14 protein-coding genes and 1 CRISPR repeat array are annotated in these 17,830 nt (G+C 72.3%); of the genes, 5 read left to right on the top strand and 9 right to left on the bottom strand.

What is annotated here, in order from left to right:
* Together ACSIH6_RS34810 and ACSIH6_RS34805 are read right to left on the bottom strand one after the other, a co-directional pair.
* Positions 1-995: DUF222 domain-containing protein (locus tag ACSIH6_RS34810; RefSeq protein WP_435112580.1), on the bottom strand; the 995-nt coding region annotated here is incomplete at its 3' end.
* 656 nt (positions 996-1,651) lie between these two features.
* Complete coding sequence (locus ACSIH6_RS34805) at positions 1,652-4,216, bottom strand: sensor histidine kinase (RefSeq protein WP_435112577.1); 2,565 nt, start codon at positions 4,214-4,216, stop codon at positions 1,652-1,654.
* A gap of 279 nt (positions 4,217-4,495) precedes the next feature.
* On the opposite strand from ACSIH6_RS34805, the gene ACSIH6_RS34800 reads away from it, so the two are divergent.
* Both ACSIH6_RS34800 and ACSIH6_RS34795 read left to right on the top strand, forming a co-directional pair.
* Complete coding sequence (locus ACSIH6_RS34800; protein ID WP_435112576.1) at positions 4,496-5,290, top strand: response regulator; 795 nt, start codon at positions 4,496-4,498, stop codon at positions 5,288-5,290.
* Positions 5,287-6,738, top strand: a complete 1,452-nt coding sequence (locus ACSIH6_RS34795) for a TrkH family potassium uptake protein (RefSeq protein WP_435112575.1) — start codon at positions 5,287-5,289, stop codon at positions 6,736-6,738. Before ACSIH6_RS34800 ends, ACSIH6_RS34795 begins: the two co-directional genes overlap by 4 nt.
* 24 nt (positions 6,739-6,762) lie before the next feature.
* Here ACSIH6_RS34795 and ACSIH6_RS34790 read toward each other — a convergent pair whose 3' ends face one another.
* From ACSIH6_RS34790 to ACSIH6_RS34770, 5 genes are all read right to left on the bottom strand, one after another.
* Entirely contained in the window at positions 6,763-7,830 is a 1,068-nt protein-coding gene (locus tag ACSIH6_RS34790; RefSeq protein ID WP_435112574.1) for an ArsO family NAD(P)H-dependent flavin-containing monooxygenase, read from the bottom strand.
* A gap of 47 nt (positions 7,831-7,877) precedes the next feature.
* Entirely contained in the window at positions 7,878-9,212 is a 1,335-nt protein-coding gene (locus ACSIH6_RS34785) for a YeeE/YedE family protein (protein ID WP_435112573.1), read from the bottom strand.
* 367 nt (positions 9,213-9,579) lie between these two features.
* A complete protein-coding gene (locus ACSIH6_RS34780; RefSeq protein ID WP_435112572.1) occupies positions 9,580-10,503 on the bottom strand; it encodes a universal stress protein in 924 nt (307 codons plus the stop codon).
* Between the two features lie 235 nt (positions 10,504-10,738).
* Positions 10,739-12,655 carry a heavy metal translocating P-type ATPase gene (locus tag ACSIH6_RS34775; RefSeq protein WP_435112571.1) on the bottom strand — a complete coding sequence of 639 codons (1,917 nt, stop codon included), beginning with the start codon at positions 12,653-12,655 and terminating at the stop codon, positions 10,739-10,741.
* Positions 12,652-13,041 (bottom strand): ArsR/SmtB family transcription factor, encoded by a 390-nt coding sequence (locus ACSIH6_RS34770; protein ID WP_435112570.1) that lies wholly within the window; start codon positions 13,039-13,041, stop codon positions 12,652-12,654. Before ACSIH6_RS34770 ends, ACSIH6_RS34775 begins: the two co-directional genes overlap by 4 nt.
* 679 nt (positions 13,042-13,720) lie before the next feature.
* Here ACSIH6_RS34770 and ACSIH6_RS34765 point away from each other — a divergent pair.
* From ACSIH6_RS34765 to ACSIH6_RS34755, 3 genes are all read left to right on the top strand, one after another.
* Positions 13,721-14,827, top strand: a complete 1,107-nt coding sequence (locus ACSIH6_RS34765; protein WP_435112569.1) for a methyltransferase domain-containing protein — start codon at positions 13,721-13,723, stop codon at positions 14,825-14,827.
* A gap of 261 nt (positions 14,828-15,088) precedes the next feature.
* Positions 15,089-15,361: direct repeats of the CRISPR family, unit length 29 nt; unit sequence GTGAGCCCCGCGCACGCGGGGATGGACCG.
* An 86-nt stretch (positions 15,362-15,447) separates the two neighbouring features.
* Positions 15,448-15,984 (top strand): class IV adenylate cyclase, encoded by a 537-nt coding sequence (locus ACSIH6_RS34760; protein WP_435112568.1) that lies wholly within the window; start codon positions 15,448-15,450, stop codon positions 15,982-15,984.
* A gap of 451 nt (positions 15,985-16,435) precedes the next feature.
* Positions 16,436-16,732 (top strand): hypothetical protein, encoded by a 297-nt coding sequence (locus ACSIH6_RS34755; protein WP_435112567.1) that lies wholly within the window; start codon positions 16,436-16,438, stop codon positions 16,730-16,732.
* 163 nt (positions 16,733-16,895) lie between these two features.
* Here the strand turns inward: ACSIH6_RS34755 and ACSIH6_RS34750 are convergent, their stop codons facing one another.
* Positions 16,896-17,138 carry a MerR family transcriptional regulator gene (locus ACSIH6_RS34750; RefSeq protein ID WP_435112579.1) on the bottom strand — a complete coding sequence of 81 codons (243 nt, stop codon included), beginning with the start codon at positions 17,136-17,138 and terminating at the stop codon, positions 16,896-16,898.
* A gap of 154 nt (positions 17,139-17,292) precedes the next feature.
* Positions 17,293-17,745 (bottom strand): ATP-binding protein, encoded by a 453-nt coding sequence (locus ACSIH6_RS34745; protein WP_435112566.1) that lies wholly within the window; start codon positions 17,743-17,745, stop codon positions 17,293-17,295.
* Between the last annotated feature and the right edge of the window lie 85 nt (positions 17,746-17,830).

The raw sequence follows: 17,830 nt of genomic DNA, 5'->3' as shown, positions 1-17,830 counted from the left end.
GCACCCGTCGGGGGCGCGGTCAGCATCCGCACCACCTCGGAGTCCCCAGCCAACTCATGCACCAGGGCGACCGGTATGACCCGGCCGTGCTCGTCCAGGGCCGGGACCTCCTGGCCCTGGGTGTCCAGGTAGGTCTGTACCGGTACCAGGATGCGGATCTGCGCCAGCGGGGCGGGAGCCTGGGTGCATCCGGTGTGGGTGGTGGCAAAGCGCAGCGCCGCGATGAGCGCGTCGTGGTCGCGCTGGGGCCGGGTGCGGGTGTCACCCTCACTCGGTGGGGTGGTGAAGGTGTCGATGGCCGCGCGCACGATCAACGCGTCCCCAACCCCACCCCAGGCCTGCAACTGGTAGCTGCCCTGGAACGTGTCATGCACGCTCAACCCGCGTGCGGCGTGAGCGGCCTCATGGTCACGGTTCAACCGGTGCGGGTCCAAACGATAGGCGACCTGACGGGCCACCGACCGAAGCTGGTTGACCGACAACGCAGGCCGCTCCCGCTTCGCGGCCACCAGAGCGGACTCGAACGCGCCCCGGTACTCCTGCTCGTCAGGAAAATGGTTCTCGTCACGGGTCTGGACGGCTGTGCCGGTGGCCTTGGCGATCGTCACCGCCTCACCCAACACCACCGTGCCCTCCTCCAGAGCCTCCGCCGTGGCGGGCAGGGTCCCCTCATGCACGTGCTGGGCCAAACGCGCCAGGTCCTTGGCCTGACCGGTAGGCACCTTGCACCGGTGGGTGATCCACTTGGCCAACGTGGCGTAACCGCTGTAGCGGGCCACCTCACCCCGCGCATACAGACGGGCCATGCGCACCAGAGCACTGAAGCGGACCCGCTCCACCTCGGCCCACAGCGCGGCGATCTCCTCAGCCGCGCTCTCATCCACCCCGGGCGGGATGTCCCCACCCCATGACTCCTCGATAATGGCGCGCGCACCGGCCAGCGCGGCCACGGCCGGGGAACAATCCCGGGGGCTCGCACTGGGTGCCGCGCACATCATCTCCATGCTTCTTATTATAAGCGAATGGCCGCCATTGTGCCAGTCTTTTCCAGAGTCAAGCGTACCTTTTCCTGTTTGCGCAAATCCGGAATCCTCATTCCACTCAAAGGAATAAGGGTCAAAGGAATAGAGGCGCCCAAAAAGGGATGGTCGGAACGCGCGCTCCCGCCCCCTTTCTCTGGCGTCAGCGCCGTGGCGGGCGGCCATCCTCACCCCCCGGGCGTTGATCGACCTCCGATAGCCGCTCCTGCCTTTGGTGCCGCTTTTCGCCGGGTGCTCAACCTCGCCAGAGCTCGACCGTTTTCCGCCACTCCAGCCCCTTCGCGGCAGCAGGCGCGCTTTCGTTGCCGCGAACGACCTTAAGCAGGAGTGGCGTAGGGGAGAGGCCTGATGGCGGCCCCTCCCTGCCCCTCAATTCGTTGTTCCCGTTGAGGCTTCGGGTGTTTAAGGGCATGGCGAATCGCGCGGGGGTGGGATTCCCCCTGTTTCCAGGAAACCATCCCTACCCCACCCTGGAACAGCCCCAACCACCACCTGTGGAAAACGTCAGGACCCTCACGGTGTTCCCCTGCGGTGGTCGGACCGATACCACCGTGATGGCAGGACCAAACCACGGGGCCAAACCGCGCAACCAGTAACTTGACGAAGTACTACTAGCCCGCCGCTCCTGTTCCTGCTCCTGTTCCTGCTCCTGCTCCCGCGACGGGCAGGGTCAGGCGCAGCGTCAGCCCGCCGCCCGGGGTGGTCCCGGGCAGCAGCGAGCCCCCCATGGCCTCCATGAGCCCGCGCGAGAGCGCCAGGCCCAGCCCGAGCCCGGTCGCGCTGTCGGTGTCCCCGAGCCGCTGGAAGGGCACGAACATGCGCTCGCGCTCGTGCTCGGGAACCCCGGGGCCGTGGTCGGCCACCAGGAGCTCCACCTGGTCGCCCGTCCAGGAGGCGGTGACCGAGGGCGGCCGCTCGTGCGGGCTGAAGCGCAGCGCGTTGCCCACCACGTTGGCCAGCACCCGCTCCAGCAGGCCGGGGTCGGCCGCGACCTCCGGCAGCTCCTCGGGCACCCGCACCCGCACGGCCCGCCCCTGCGCGCCCAGCTCGTCCAGGACCGCGAACACCGACTCGCGCAGCGACAGGGCCGTGACCGTCACGCCCAGCACGCCCGCCTGGAGGCGGCTCATGTCCAGCAGGTCCGTCACCAGCCGGGTCAGGCGGTCCAGGGACTCGTCCGCCGTGGCCAGCAGTTCGGCCTGGACCTCCTCGCTGAAGCGCACCTCCCGGCTGCGCAGGCTGGTCACCGACGCCTTGGCCGAGGCCAGGGGAGCGCGCAGGTCGTGGCTGACCGCGGCCAGCAGGGCGGTGCGCATCCGGTCGGCCTCCGCCAGCGTTCCGGCCGCGGCCGCCTCCCGGGCCAGCCGCTCCTGGCGCAGCGCGACGGCGGCCTGCGCGGCGAAGGCCTCGATGATGCGCCGCTCGCCCGCGCGCGGCCGCTGCCCGTGCAGCACCAGGGTCAGCCCCTCGTCCACCGGGACGTCCACGTCGGCCCCGCCCGGGGCACCGCGGGGGCGCTCCCCGACGAAGGCGACCGCCTCCCACGCGCCGGGGTCGTTGCGGTGGTCGGGCCGGGAGGAGACCCCCGACCTGCGCTCCAGCAGGGCGACCGACTCCAGGGAGAAGGTCTCGCGCAGCCGCTCCAGCAGCGCCTCCAGGGGGCGCGAGCCCCGCAGCACGCTTCCGGCCACCGTGGCCAGGGTCTGGGCCTCGGCGCTGGCCCGCGCCGCCTCGCGGGTGCGCCGCGCGGCCTGGTCGACCACCACGCTCACCGCCACGGCCACGAACACGAACACGACGAGGGTGAGCAGGTTGCCCGGCTGGTTCACCACCAGGGTCTCGTAGGGCTCGGTGAAGAAGAGGTTGAGCACCACGAACCCGCTGAACGCCGCGACCAGCGCGGGCCACAGCCCGCCGACCAGCGCCGTCGCCGTCACCGTCGCGAACACCAGCAGGATTCCGCCGCTGAGGTACTCCTCGCTGTGGGGGACGCCGGTGCCGAACACCAGCAGCGCCAGCGCCGTGAGCGCCAGCGCGTACCCCGCCAGCTTGCGGCGGCGAGAGACCGCGCCCGAGCGCGCCCGCCCGGAACCGCGGTCGGCCCCCTCCTGGGTGACCAGGTGGACGTCGATGGACTCCGACAGCGCCGCGGTGGCCGCGCCCACCCCCGGCCGCAGCAGGCGGGCGAGCCTGCCCCGCCCGCTCGCGCCCAGAACCAGCTGGGTGGCGTTGACCCCCTGGGCGAACGCGGCCAGCGCGGCGGGCACGTCCTCGCCCAGGACCTGGTGGTAGGTGCCGCCCAGGTCCTCCACCAGCACCCGCTGCCGGGCGAGCATGGCGGGGTCGGCGCCCACCGGGCCGTCGCCGAGCGCCACGTGCACGGCCAGCAGTTCGACCCCCCTGCCGCGCCCCGCGATCCGGGCGGCCCGGCGGATGAGCGCCTCCCCGCCGGGGCCTCCGCTCAGGCCCACGACCACGCGTTCGCGGGTCTGCCACGCGGAGGCCGTGCGGTGCTCGCCGCGGTGGCGCTCCAGCTCGTCGTCCACCCGTCCCGCCAACCACAGCAGCGCCAGCTCGCGCAGGGCGGTCAGGGTGTCGACCCGGAACCGGTGGCCCAGCGCGGCGTCGATCCGGTCGGGGCCGTAGACGTTGCCGTGCGCCAGCCGCCGCCGCAGGGCCTCGGGCGTCATGTCCACCAGTTCGATCTGGTCGGCCCCGCGCACCCACGCGTCGGGCACGGTCTCGCTCTGGCGGGCGCCGGTGATGCGCTCCACGACGTCGTTGAGCGACTCCAGGTGCTGGACGTCGAGTGTGGACAGCACCGTGACGCCCGCCTCCAGCAGGGCCTCGATGTCCTGCCAGCGCCGGGCGTTGCGCGCACCGGGGGCGTTGGCGTGCGCGAGGTCGTCCACGAGGACGACCTGCGGGCGGCGGGCGAGCACGGCGTCCAGGTCCATCTCCTCCAGGCGGGCGCCCCGGTGGGTCCAGGCCGCGCGCGGGACCGTCTCCAGGTCGTCGACCATCGCCTCCGTCAGCGCCCGGCCGTGGCTCTCCACGAACCCGATGACCACGTCGGCGCCGCGGTCGCGGCGCCGGTGCGCCTCGTCCAGCATCCGGTAGGTCTTGCCGACACCGGGTGCCGCGCCCAGGTAGACGCGCAAGTGGCCGCGTGTCATGGTGTGCCCCCTTCCGGCTTCCCCATCCTGACTGGTCACGGAGGTGCTTTCGGACATTCTGGTGCTAACGGGACGCTAAATCCGCGCCTTCGGCTGCTAAGGGAGCGTTAGCGCGTCCGCCGTCCCCGCCGCCACCGCGCAGAGTCGTTGCGGCGCCCCGCGCCGCCGCGACCCGCGGACACGACGCACGTGCCGACGCGACCCGCGGACGCGGCGCGCCTGGCATCGTGAGCGCGAGGCCCCGACCGGGGCACGTGGACGGGGGAGATACGAACCAGTATGGACACGGACACCGGCACCGGCGCGGACAGAGCGCCCTCGGTCCTCGTCGTCGACGACGACCCCCTCATCCGCAGGACGCTGGAGGTGAACCTGCGGGCCCGCGGCTACACCGCCTACCTCGCCGACACCGGTGAGCACGCGCTGCGGCTGGTGGCCCGCCACCGCCCCGACCTGCTCCTGCTCGACCTGGGCCTGTCCGGGATGGACGGCCTGGAGGTCCTGCGGGGGCTGCGCGGGTGGACGGACGTGCCGGTGGTCGTGCTCTCGGGGCGCGACACCGAGTCGATGAAGGTCCAGGCGCTGGACCTGGGCGCCGACGACTACGTCATCAAGCCGTTCGGGATGGACGAGCTGTTCGCCCGGGTGCGCGCGGCCATGCGCCGCTCCGTGGTTCCCGAGTACGAGGCGGCGGTGGTCACCGCGGACTTCACGGTCGACCTGGCCGCCAAGCAGGTCCTGCGCGGCGGCGAGCCGGTGCGGCTGACGCCGCGCCAGTGGCACATCGTGGAGGTCCTGGCGCGCAACCCCGACCGCCTGGTCACCCACAAGCACCTGCTCAACGAGGTGTGGGGCCCCTCCTACGGGCGCGAGACCAACTACCTGCGGGTGTTCATGACCAAGATCCGCCAGCGCCTGGAGCCGGACCCGCCCCGGCCGCGCTACTTCCTCACCGAGCCCGGACTGGGCTACCGGTTCCGGCCGGGCGGTGGCGGCGGGGGAGGGGCCGCAGAGGGAGCGCCCGGTTCGGGTGGCCGGGAGAGCGGGCCGGAGGACCGGGAGAGCGGCCGTTGAGAACGGGAACCGGACAGCTCCCGCCGGACCCGCGGGCCCCGCGCGTCCCGGTCCGGACCCGCGCCCGCGGGGCACGCGCCGGTGCCCGTGCCGACAGGAGACTGCGCGACCTGTCCGGGTGGGTCAAGCCGCCGCAGCTGACGGCGGCGGCCTTCGGCACCCTGATCCTGGTCGGCGCGGGCCTGCTGTCGCTGCCCGCCGCCACCGAGACCGGGGAGCGCGCGCCCTTCGACACGGCCCTGTTCACCGCGACCTCGGCGGCCAGCGTGACCGGCCTGGCGGTGGAGGACACCGCCTCCTACTGGTCGGGGCTGGGTGAGGCGGTGATCCTGCTCCTGATCCAGGTCGGCGGGTTCGGCATCATGGCGCTGGCGACCGTCCTGACCCTGGTGGTGGGGCGGCAGCTGGGGCTGCGGATGGCGGTGCGCACCGGCTCGGAGGCCAAGGTGGTCACGCTGGGCGAGGTGCGCCAGCTGGTCACCGGGGTCCTGGTGGTGACGGTGGTGTTCGAGACGACCCTGGCCGTGGCGCTGACGCTGCGCTGGTGGCTGGGGTACGGGTTGTCCCTGCCCGAGGCCGTCTACACGGGCGTCTTCCACGCCGTCTCGTCCTTCAACAACGCCGGGTTCGCGCTCCACGCCGACAGCCTCATGGGGTTCGCCGAGGACCCGTGGATCACGGTCCCCGTGGCCCTGGGGGTCCTGGCCGGAGGGCTCGGGTTCCCGGTGTGGGTGGAGCTGTGGCGCTTCACCCGGCGCCGGGCCGAGCACCGCCACTGGACACTGCACGTCAAGATCACCCTGGTGATGACGGGGCTGCTGCTCGTGGTGGGCTTCGTGGCCTTCCTGGCCCTGGAGTGGTCCAACCCGGCGACCATGGGCGGGCTCGACCTGCGCGGGAAGCTCCTCACCGCGTTCTTCCAGTCGGTGATGCCGCGCACGGCGGGCTTCAACAGCCTCGACTTCGGACAGATGAACACCCAGACGCTGCTGGTCACCGACATCCTGATGTTCGTCGGGGGAGGCAGCGCGGGCACGGCCGGGGGGATCAAGGTGACGACCTTCGCCGTGCTGGCCTTCGTCATCTACGCCAACGTGCGCGGCGAGCCCACGGTCCACGTGTCGGGCCGCCGCCTGGCCGAGGGCACCACCTCGCAGGCGACCACGGTGGCGCTGCTGGCGCTGGGCCTGGTGCTGGCGGGGACGCTGACGCTGATGACCGTCACCCCGTTCACCCTGGACCAGATCCTGTTCGAGACGACGTCGGCCTTCGCCACGGTCGGGCTGTCCACCGGTATCACGGCCGACCTGCCGCTGCTGGGGCAGATGGTGCTGGTGTTTTTGATGTTCGTGGGCCGGATCGGGCCGATCACGCTGGCCTCGGCCCTGGCGCTGCGGCGCCGCCCCCGCCTCTACGAACTGCCGGAGGAGCGGCCGATCGTCGGTTGAGCGGTGCGGGGCCGGTGGGCGCCCCTATCGGGCGAGGGAGGCGGTGATCTCGGCGACGGTGGCCTTGGCCGTGCGCCCGGCGCCGATGAGCGTGGCCGACGCGGAACCGGTCCAGTCCCCGTAGCCCAGCAGGAACAGGCGGGGCTCGGCCACGGCGCGGGTCCCCTCCAGCGCGATCCGGCCCCGGCCGTCCTCCAGCCCCAGCGGGACCAGGTGGTCCAGCACCGGCCGGAACCCCGTGCACCACAGGACGGCGTCGCAGTCCAGGGTGGTGCCGTCGGCCCAGGCCACGCCGGTGCGGGTGAGGCGGTCGAACATCGGCCCGGCCTTGAGCGCACCGCGCTCGCGCGCCTCGCGGACCGTCGGAACCACCACGATGTCACCGAGGTCGCCGACGCCCTCGGGTGCCGCCGTCCCCCGCTGAGCCGCCCGCTGCGCCCGGGTGGCGATGTCGAACAGGGCGCGCCCGTCCAGGTCGTCGGGCAGGAACCGGGGCGGGCGCGGGGTGGCCCAGGTCGTCTCGGCCGTCTTCGACAGTTCGGCGAGGATCTGGGCCGCGGAGTTGCCGCCGCCCACCACCACGACCCGCTGCCCGGCGAACTCCTCCGGGCCCCGGTAGTCGACCGTGTGCGACTGCCTGCCCGCGAACAGCCCCCGGCCCGGGACGTCGGGGACGTGGGGCGCCCGCCAGGTGCCGGTGGCGCTGATGACGTGGCGGGCGCGCCAGACCCCCTCCCGGGCGACCACGCGCAGGGCCCCCTCCTCCCGTTCGACCGCCTCCACGCGGACCGGGCGGCGCACGGGCAACTCGTAGCGGCGCTCGTACTCGGCCAGGTACCAGGCCACGTGCCGCGCGCTGGGGTACTCCTGGCCCTCCTCTGCGGGCATCCACCAGCCCGGCAGCATGCTGTGCTCGGCGGGGGAGAACAGCCGCAGCGAGTTCCAGTACCCGGGCCAGGACCCGCCCGGCCCCTCACCGGCGTCCAGGACGGCGAAGTCGAGCTTGGCGCGCCGCAGGAAGTACCCCGCGGCGAGCCCGGCCTGTCCGCCGCCGACCACCACCACGTCGTGCACGTGCTCCGCGTCGTCCATTCCCCGTCCCCCCGTCAGCGGTGCCGCGGCGTCCGCCGCGCCCGGGTTCAGCAGACGCTGTCGCCCGGCTTGGGCACGCCCAGACCGAACAGGCTACGGGCCCGCAGCCCCGCCCAGGTCCCGGCCAGGGCGAAGACCGCCCACAGCCACCCGTGCAGGCTGCCCGAGCCGATTCCGGCCAGGTAGGCGCCGATGTTGCAGCCGCCCGCCAGGCGTGCGCCGATGCCCATGAGGATGCCGCCCAGGAGCCCGGCGGCGACCAGCTTCCAGCTCAGGCCGGTGTGCAGCTTCCACGCTCCGGCGGCGGCCGCGGCCACGGCGGCGCCGAGGATGATGCCGATGTTGGTCAGGCTGGTCTTGTCCTGGAGCACCGGACCGGCCAGCTGCGCGGCCTGCTGGGGCTGGTTCCAGAACGCCCAGGTCTCGGGGTGCGCGCCCAGCATCTGGAGCGTCTTGGCGCCCCACAGGTTGAAGCCGGAGGTGACGCCCCAGGTTCCGCCGGAGACCACGAGCACCGCCGCGCCGAGCACGGACAGCACCAGGGCGCCGACGATCATGGGCCAGCTGCCCCGGACCACGCGCAGCAGCCCCCGCGCCGAGGGCGGCGTGCCCACGGGCGGCGGGACGCGGCGGTTCTGCACGACGCGGGTGCCCACGACCACGGCCGCGAGCACGGCGACGGTGATCGCCCAGGAGCCGCCCCAGCCCACGTGGTCGGAGAGCAGGAACGGCGGCAGCGCGGGCAGGTCGTTCACCAGCGGCCACGCGGCGCTGTAGATGACCGAGCCCGCGATGAAGCCGACGAGGGTGATGACGATGGCCGACTGGCCGGAGCCGACCGCGAAGAGCGTGCCCGAGGCGCAGGCGCCGCCCAGCTGCATGCCGACGCCGAACAGGAACGCGCCCAGGAACAGGGCGATGCCGATGGGTCCGGCCGAGGCCTGCGGGTCGTTGCCGAACAGCCCGGTTCCGGTCCCGATGACCAGCGCGAACAGGGTCGCGGTGGTGCCCAGCAGCACGGCGTGCGCGCGCAGGCCGGTGCCGTTGCCCACGGAGAGGAACTGCCGCCAGGCGGAGGTGAAGCCGAACCGGGAGTGGAACAGGGTGAAGCCCAGGCCCGTGCCCAGGAGCAGCAGGACGGCGGGCAGCGCGCCGTGGGTGTTCCACACGTAGGCGGCCAGGCCCACGGCCACGGCCAGGGCGATCCCCAGCGGCCACCAGCGGACGGGTTCGGCCTCGGCTGCGCGGGGCCGCGGGGCGGCCAGGGCCGGCCGCCAGCTCAGGGACAGGGCGGGCGGGACGGGCGCGGCGGTGGTGTCCGGGGCGATGTCCGCGGGGGTGCGGTCGGCGGCGCCGGGAGGCGCGGAGGGGTGAGTGGTCACGGGGAAGCTGTCCAAACGGTGACGGAGCGGGTGTCGGCCGTGGCCGAACGGGGACGGGGACACCGGTACCGCGGGGACGCCGGGCGCGGGAGACCGCGCGCAGGGGGAGGGGGACGGGGCCCGGTCAGCGCACGCCGTCGCGGCACCGGCGGCGACAGAGGCCGTCGTCGGTGCTCGTCAGCGACATGGAGATGAGCACCATGCGCAGGAAGCGGGCTTTGTCGGACACGGGGCTCAGTGTAGGACAAAGTCCGGCGGGGGTGACAGCACCGTGACGAAGCGCACGCGGGTGTGGTCGCCCGGGGCGCGGGGCCCGGAGGACGTCCACGCCTCCGGGCCCGTGGGTTCCGCGCACGCACACCCGGTATCAGTCCTCCGCGTGTGGGGGCACCACGGCCACGGGCACCGGCGAACCGTGCATCACGCCCTGGCTGACCGACCCCAGCAGCACGCCGCGCACACCGCCCCGGCCGCGCGAGCCCACGACCACCAGGTCGGCCTCGGCGGCGGCCTCCACCAGCGCGTCCACGGGGTTGCGCTGGGTGCGCACGGCGCTGATGTCCACGTCCGCGGTGGCGTCGTCCATCACCTCGGCCAACACACCTGACACGAGTTCCTCGGACTGGCGTTCCAGCAGGTCGTCGGGCGGGGTCCAGCCGGACTCGGTCAGGGAGGCGGTGGCGAAGGGCAGCGGAACCTCCCAGCTGTGCACCACCACGACCGAGGAACCCTCCTGGAGCGCGGCCCGGTGCAGGGCGAAGTCCAGCGCGCGCCGGGAGGCCACCGAGCCGTCCACGCCGACCGCGATCCGCAGCGGTCCCGAGAGTCGCGGTGTGCGCCCCTCGGTGTCGGGGACGACGACCACCGGGCAGTGCGCCTTGGCGGCCAGCCGCATTCCGGCCGCCCCCGCCAGCACCGAGCGCACCGGGCCCATGCCGCGCGAGCCCACGACCGCGAGGTCCCCGTGGCCGGTCCGGTGCAGCAGCGCCAGCGGCGGTTCCTCCAGCCCCAGCGCGGTCTCCACGCGCAGCCCCGGGCGCAGCGAGCGCACGTGCTCGGCGGCCTCCTCCAGGAGGCGGTGGCCCTGGGCGGTCATCTCCTCCGTGGGAGGGAAGCGGGTGGGACCGGCGTAGACCGACATCACCAGCGGCATGGACAGGGCGTGCACGACGTACAGGGGGAGTCGCCTGAGCTCGGCCTCCGCCGCGGCCCACTCCAGGGCCCCGCGGGCCGACGCCGATCCGTCGACGCCCACCGCGACCTTGGGAGAGGGGATCGGGTCATCGGCCATGGTTTCCTGCCTTCTCGTTGCGGGGCGTGTTCTGCGGGGAGGCGGATGCCGCCCCCACCGCAGAGCGTGCCCTACGGCGGGGGTTCGCGTCCGCCGCGGCGGCGGTGTGGCGCGAAAAACGTCCGCCTTCCGGCGTACTTCCCTCCCCCCTACCCGGGCCGCCCGCGCGGACGCGTCGGTCGGTCCGTCCAGCCGGGCTGTTCACTGGGCAGGTCAGTGTGCCTGGACGGGCAGGTCAGCCCGTCCAGGCGCGCGACCGCAGCAGCCGCAGCCCGTTGAGGGCGACGATCACGGTGGAGCCCTCGTGCCCGGCGACGGCCAGCGCCAGGGGGAGCGTGCCTGCCAGGTCCCAGGTCACGAGCACGACGATGAACGTCGCGGCCACGCACAGGTTGGCGATGACGAACCGGCGGGCGCGCCGCGACAGGGCCAGCAGCCGGGGCAGGGTCGCCAGGTCGTCGCGGACGATGACGGCGTCGGCGGTGTCCAGTGCCAGGTCCGAGCCGCGGCGGCCCATGGCCACCCCGGTGGTGGCCGCGGCCATGGCCGGGGCGTCGTTGACGCCGTCGCCCACCAGCATCACCCGCGTGCCCTCGTGTTCCATCCGCGCCACCAGCGCCGACTTGTCCTGCGGCAGCAGGTCGGCGTGCACCCGCGTGATCCCGGTGGCCCGGGCCACGTGCGCGGCGGTGGCCGCGTTGTCGCCGGTCAGCAGCAGCACCGGTTCGGGGGTCAGGGCCGCCACCCGGGCCACGGCCTCGGGCGCCTCGGGGCGCGGGGCGTCGGACAGGGTGAGCACGCCCAGTTCCGTGCCGCCTGAGGTCACGGTGACCCGGGTGCCCGCCGGTCCGTCCGGGGCTGCCGCTGCCCGTGCGACCCGCACCTCCCGGCCCGCGACGGTGGCGCGGACCCCGACTCCGGGCAGCGACGCGAAGTCCTCCACCCGGTCGGGCACGGTCAGCCCCCGCCGGTCGGCCTCCTCGCGGACGGCGCGGGCCAGGGGGTGCTCGCTGTAGCGCTCCACGGCCGCGGCCAGGGCCAGGACCTCGTCGGCGCCGTGCCCCGGCGCCGGAGTCACGCCGGTGACCTCCGGGGTGCCCCGGGTGAGGGTGCCGGTCTTGTCGAAGGCCACCGCGCCGGTCCGGCCGATCTGCTCCATGACGGTGGCCGACTTGACCAGGACGCCGTGGCGTCCGGCGTTGGCGATCGCGGCCAGCAGCGGGGGCATGGTCGAGAGCACCACCGCGCACGGCGAGGCCACGATCATGAACACGATCGCGCGCAGCAGCGCCTCCTCGAAGCCCGCGCCCAGGAGCAGGGGGATGCCCAGCACGAGCAGCGTGGCCACGACGACGGCCGCCGAGTAGCGCTGTTCGACCTTCTCCACGAACAGCTGGGTCCGGGCCTTGGTGGCCGAGGCCTCCTCGACCAGGGTCACGATGCGGGCGATCACCGACTCCCGGGCCGCGCGGTCCACCCGCACCCGCAGCGCGCCGGTGCCGTTGACCGTGCCCGAGAGCACCTCGTCACCCACCGAGCGGGGCACCGGGACCGACTCCCCGGTGACGGCCTGCTGGTCCACCTCGCTCGCGCCCTCCACGACCGTGCCGTCGGCTCCGACGCGTTCGCCAGGCCGGACCAGGACCGTGTCTCCGACCCGGAGTTCGACGGTGTCCACGGTCTCCTCGCGTTCCCCGCCTGAAGTCGGGGTGACCCGAACGGCCCGCTCCGGGGCCAGGGTGAGCAGGGCGCTGACGGAGTCGGCCGTGCGCTGGGTGACCACGGCCTCCAGGGCACCGGAGGTGGCGAAGATGACGATGAGCAGGGCGCCGTCGAAGACCTGGCCGATGGAGGCGGCGGCGACGGCGGCCACGATCATCAGCAGGTCCACGTCCAGGGTGCGCTGCCGGGCGGCGCGCAGCCCGGACAGGGCGGGTTCCCAGCCGCCCGCGGCGTAGCAGGCCAGGTAGAGGCCCCACCACAGCCAGGACGGGGCGCCGAGGAGCTGGGCGGCCCATCCGATCAGGAACAGGGCCAGCGCCGCGGCGGCCCAGCGCACCTCGCCGAGGCGTATGCCGGTCGCGAACAGGGACGCGGGCCGGGCCGCCGCGGTTCGGTCGGCCGAGGACGGACGGGCGTCGGCGACGGTCACCGGGTGCCGTCCCCGGAGTCGCGGGCCGGGGGAGCGACGTCGGCGCGGTGATGGGCGGGTTCGACCTCCAGGGCGTGCTCGGCCTGGTAGACGGCGTCGGCCACCAGTTGGCGGGCGTGCTCGTTGGCCAGGCGGTAGTACATCCGGTTGCCCTCCCGGCGGAAGGCCACCACGCGTCCCATGCGGAGTTTGGCCAGGTGCTGGGAGACCGAGGGGCCGGGCTTGCCGAGGCGTTCGGCCAGTTCGTTGACGGAGAGCTCGCCCCCGCGCAGGGCGAGGATGATGCGGACCCGGGTGGCGTCGGCCAGGAGGGAGAGGATCTCCACGGCGTACTCGACGTAGGGGCTGTTCTCGTCGAGCCCACATCTCTTACTATTTGCGTTCATACGCAGATAGTAGGACTGGAGAGAGATGGAGAGCAACACCCGAAGCGGTGAGGGGGGTGCGCGCCGCCGCCCTGTGTGAGGATGGGCGGGTCCAACGGCGGTCGACATGCCCTGCGCGAAGGTTGCGACAAGATAACGCCCCGCGTTTGCGCAGGTCGTTTGCTCCAAGCTCCGCGTACGCGGAGGTGAACCGGTCAGGCGTCACCGTCGCTCTGTCGGCGCTCTCCAAGCTCCGCGTACGCGGAGGTGAACCGGGGATGCTCGTCCACCGCAACGGCGTGGCCAACCAAGCTCCGCGCACGCGGAGGTGAACCGGTGGCGATGCGGTGCAGCAGCTGATCGCGTGCCCAAGCTCCGCGTACGCGGAGATGAACCGTAGCCCCAACAGCACCATCGACTACCTGCGCCTCGCTATGACCAGACGATTCCAGCGAGGAGTGGACGTTGTGAGACCTGGAATTCCAGGAGCGGCCAGATCTGGCCACACCCGCACTCAGCTCTTGGCGCTCGGGTAGACCAACAGCACCCCCGACGCTGATCAGGAGCCACCCGTGGCCCAGTGCTCCATGTGCAAAGGTGAAGGCACCGTAGTGATCGAGTCTGACGGAGACGGCAGCGGCGGCGGTTGGACACACCGCCAGGTGGTCACGTGCAGCGGCTGCAAGGGAACGGGAGAGACGTGACGGATGACCTCGACGCGCTTCACACCGCCTTGGTGGAGCGCCTGGACACCACCGCCACGATCCGCGACGCGTTCGCCGCCCATCCCCGCCACACGTTCATCCCCGACATGGTCTGGCCTGACGCGACCGGCCTGCCCCTGCACCGGACCTCCGCCCCTGACCAGTGGACGCGTCTGGTGTACGGCTCCGACGCCGTCACCACTCAGGCCAACGACGGCGGTTCGGGGCCACGCAACGAACCCAGCTCCTCGTCGTCAGCGCCCCAGGTGATGGCGGACATGATCGCCGCGGCCGGAATCACCGAGGGCATGCGGGTGCTGGAGATCGGCACCGGCACCGGTTGGAACGCCGCGATCCTGGCCTCCCTCGTCGGGGAGAAGGGATCCGTCACCAGCATCGAGATCGACCCCGGTGTGGCGGCCCTGGCCCGGGAACGGCTCACTGGAACCGGCGTCACCGTCCGTACCGCCGCAGAGCCGCCTCCCGAGGAGGTGTACGACGCGGTCATCGCCACCTGCGCGGCGACCCGGATACCGGACGGGTGGTTCGCCGCCGCTGAGGGCGCGGTGCTCGTGCTTCCCTGGAGTCCGCACCCGGCCGCCCACAGCACACCGATCGTCGCCCTCACCGTGCGCGAGGGGCACGGCTCGGGGCCGTTCGTGCGCGAGGCCGCGTTCATGCGCGACCGCACACAGCGCCCGGGGGACCTTCCCTTCCCAGGCCTCGGACAGAAACCGACTCCGGCTGCCGACCTTCCCGTCGGATCGGTGGAACTCATCAGCTCGGGAATGATGACCCAGCTGATGTTGATGATGCCCGGAGTCCGTCTGGGAACAGGACTGCGACCTTTCCAGGGCGAGCCTGGCCGGATCGTGTGGATGGGCGCCGGACCGGCGTGGGCGTACGTGTGGCCGGACGGCACCGTCACCGGCGGCGGTGATCGTGCCTTGGGAGAGGAGCTGGGCGGAGCCTATCGGCTGCTACAGGACGTCGGACTTCCAGGTCTGGAGAGCTTCGCCTTGGAAGTCGACACCGGCCAGGACTTCTGCCGGGTGGTGTGCGCGTCCCTCGGACAGCACTGGGATCACCCCGTATCGCCCTGAGCTTCTCGCCTTCCTCGTCCTGCTCGTGCTGCTCTTCAGGGCCGTACTTCGGCTCTGTGAGCCTGCGACCGCGGTTCAGTCGTGGAGCGCCTGTGTGCCCGGCGCAGTAGTTCGAGGACTCCGGAAGGGCCACGGGAGGCGGTGGGGATGAACGCCGCCGTGCGTTGTGTGAGGATGTACGCCGAGACTGAGAGTGCTCAGCATGTCCCGAGCCAAGGTTGCGGCAAGATAACGGCCCGCGTTTTCGCAGGTCGCTAAGGGGTGAGCCCCGCGCACGCGGGGATGGACCGTTGCGCGGACCCTCTCTGGCCGGTCTGGGTGAGTGAGCCCCGCGCACGCGGGGATGGACCGGGGTCCCGCATGCTGATCGCCTTCGAGGGCCTGTGAGCCCCGCGCACGCGGGGATGGACCGGGTTCTCCGCGCTTGCGGGTCACACCCGACCAGTGAGCCCCGCGCACGCGGGGATGGACCGCCGTCCACGATCGACGGGAGCTGCGGCACCTCGTGAGCCCCGCGCATGCGGAGGTGAACCGGCCCCGTCTTGCGAAACTCCCGCCCGGCGGGGCACGGTCTCGGTACGCTCGCCGGGACGGTGGTACCGAGACGCGAGGGGCCCTTGATGCGGGAGATCGAGACGAAGTACCGGGTGGCCGATCTCGAAGCGCTGCTGGCCGCGCTCAAACAGGCCGGGGTGCACATGAGCGACCCCGTCTACCAGGATGACCAGGCCTACGCCCCCGCCGCCTGGCGTCCGGAGCTGGGTAAGGTCGGCCATACCTTCGCCCGTCTGCGCACCCAGGGCAGCGTGCACGTGCTCACCACCAAGACTCCGCTGGCCAACGCCATGGAGTGCGTGGAGTACGAGACCATCGTCGCCGACCGCGAGCAGATGCACGGCGCCCTGCTGGCGCTGGGCTACGAGCCCACGGTGCGCATCGTCAAGCACCGACGCACCGGCACCGCAGGGCCCATCGGGGTGTGTGTGGACCTGATCGAGGGCCTGGGTGCCTTCGTCGAGCTGGAACTGGTGGTCGATGACGACCGCGACGGCTTGGCCGCCCAGGCCGAACTCGATGCGTGGGCACGAGGGCTCGACGCCGACCTGGAGCGCACCACCGACACCTACGACACCCTCGTGCGCGCCGCGGCGGCCTGACGGCTTCACCAGCCGTGCGCCACGAACCGGGAAGCGCGCACTCGCGTGTTGGCGAGTACGAACACGCAGTAGGCGTGAGTAGGGGGAATGTCAGGGGTCCATCACGGCGAATACCTTCGTCTGTGCTCGCTGTCGCCGCCGCTGTGTTCCCTGCCTCGGAATTTCGAGTAGCCGCACCACCCATAACTTATGGTCGGCCTATTTCCCACCGGGGAGCGGACTGGCCAAAACCGCCTTTTGGTCAGCCGTAGCGCCGACACGTCCCGCAGGGGAGTTCATATGTCCGCCGATGCCCGTATTCGCCAGGGGTACCACACGCAAAGGCAATGGTCGGGCGCGAGACCGCATGCGGCCAAAGAGTGCAAGAGTCGATACCCAGAGTAGTCATCGTGGGTAGGTTCCCACGTGAAGGCGGCCGTGCGAGCCGCCCACACAGGAGAGCGGGAACACCATGGCCGAATACGCCAACGCCCCCTACGCGCAGGCCGCCGCAGCCGTCAACGAGGACGGCGTCCTCCAACACGGCAAGGGCGTCGTCGACGTCAAGCGCAGCGGGGCCGGTCGCTACAGCGTCACCCTGGAGTCCCACATCGACGCGACCAGGACCGTTCCGCAGGTGAGCCTGAACCAGTCCGCCGACTGGCAGGGCGAGATCTACGTCAAGATCATCGACAGCTCCACGATCGGTGTGCTGACCGGCGCCAACGGTTCGGCGGCCGACGAGCCCTTCTACCTGTTGGTCCCCTAACCGCGTGCAATCCCCCACCGAGCCGTTCCTGCGGGGACGGCTTCTTCTGTTCCCGGCTTCCGGTGGGCCCCGACCGGCGCCAGTGAACACCCGCCTGGCTTTCGGCCCCGGGTCCCGCGCACGCTGAGGCGAACCCGGGCGTGCGGGAGTCACCGGCGGACCATCACGAACCCGGGCCCTGGCTCTCTACGTTCGTGGAGGGAGCGGGATCGTCCGGCTGGTTCAGCAGGGCGGCGACGTGTTCCTTGGGGTAGCGGCGTGCTCCTCCCAAGGTGCGGAACGGTTTGAGCACGCGGTCCCAGTCACCCCGGTGGAGGCTCCTGGTACGGATGCTGAACAGGGCGGCGACTTCGCCCGGTGTGAGGACGTCGGGGCAGCCGTTGAGGAGGTCGCGGTAGTCGGGCATGAGGGGCTTTCCGTGTTCGGCGAGTTGGTTGAGGGGTGGCTCCGCCTCCTCGGGGAAGGAGGAGGCGGAGCTCAGGGCCGGTACGGAGGACACCGGCCCGTCCGCACCGGCCCGGGGGAGCAGGTCGGGTGGTGCGGAGCATGGAAGTGCTGGGTTACCAGGGGAAGACGGCGCGGACGGTGATCGCGCCGCAGGAGTGCTGCTTCCAGTCCCAGTAGGAGCACAGGGCCTCGACCAGGCGCAGTCCGTTGCCGCTGGGGCGCAGGGGCTCGGCGGCGGGCACGGCCGGGAAGGTGGGTTTCTCTCCGGGGCGGGGGCCGTTGTCGGTGACGCGGAGTTCGAGGTGGCGCGGGGTGCGTTCGATCTCCACGCGGACGGTGCCGCCGGGAAGCCCGGAGGCCGAGTGGCGCAATGTGTTCGTGACCAGCTCGGAGACGGTGATGCCGACGGGTTCGGCCAGGCTGGGGCGGGAGCGGGTGGCCTGGGCGGCCCAGCGGCGGGCGATCCTGACGTGGCCGAGTTCAGGGCCGAGCAGAATGCCTGATGTGGTGGCGGTTCCACACAGTCGGCGTGGAAGTGCGGGGACCTGGACGATAGGCTTGTTCATGTCTCACCTCGGGGCTTTCCGGGTGGGGCACTCTGCCTCGGCGGTCGCTCGCGACTTCGGCCGTCCGAGGCTTTTTCATGCCCTT

Source organism: Nocardiopsis synnemataformans, assembly GCF_965343085.1.
GTDB lineage: Bacteria > Actinomycetota > Actinomycetes > Streptosporangiales > Streptosporangiaceae > Nocardiopsis > Nocardiopsis alborubida.
Note: the sequence above shows the minus strand (reverse complement) of the source record. Positions and strands in the feature narration are given on the sequence as shown.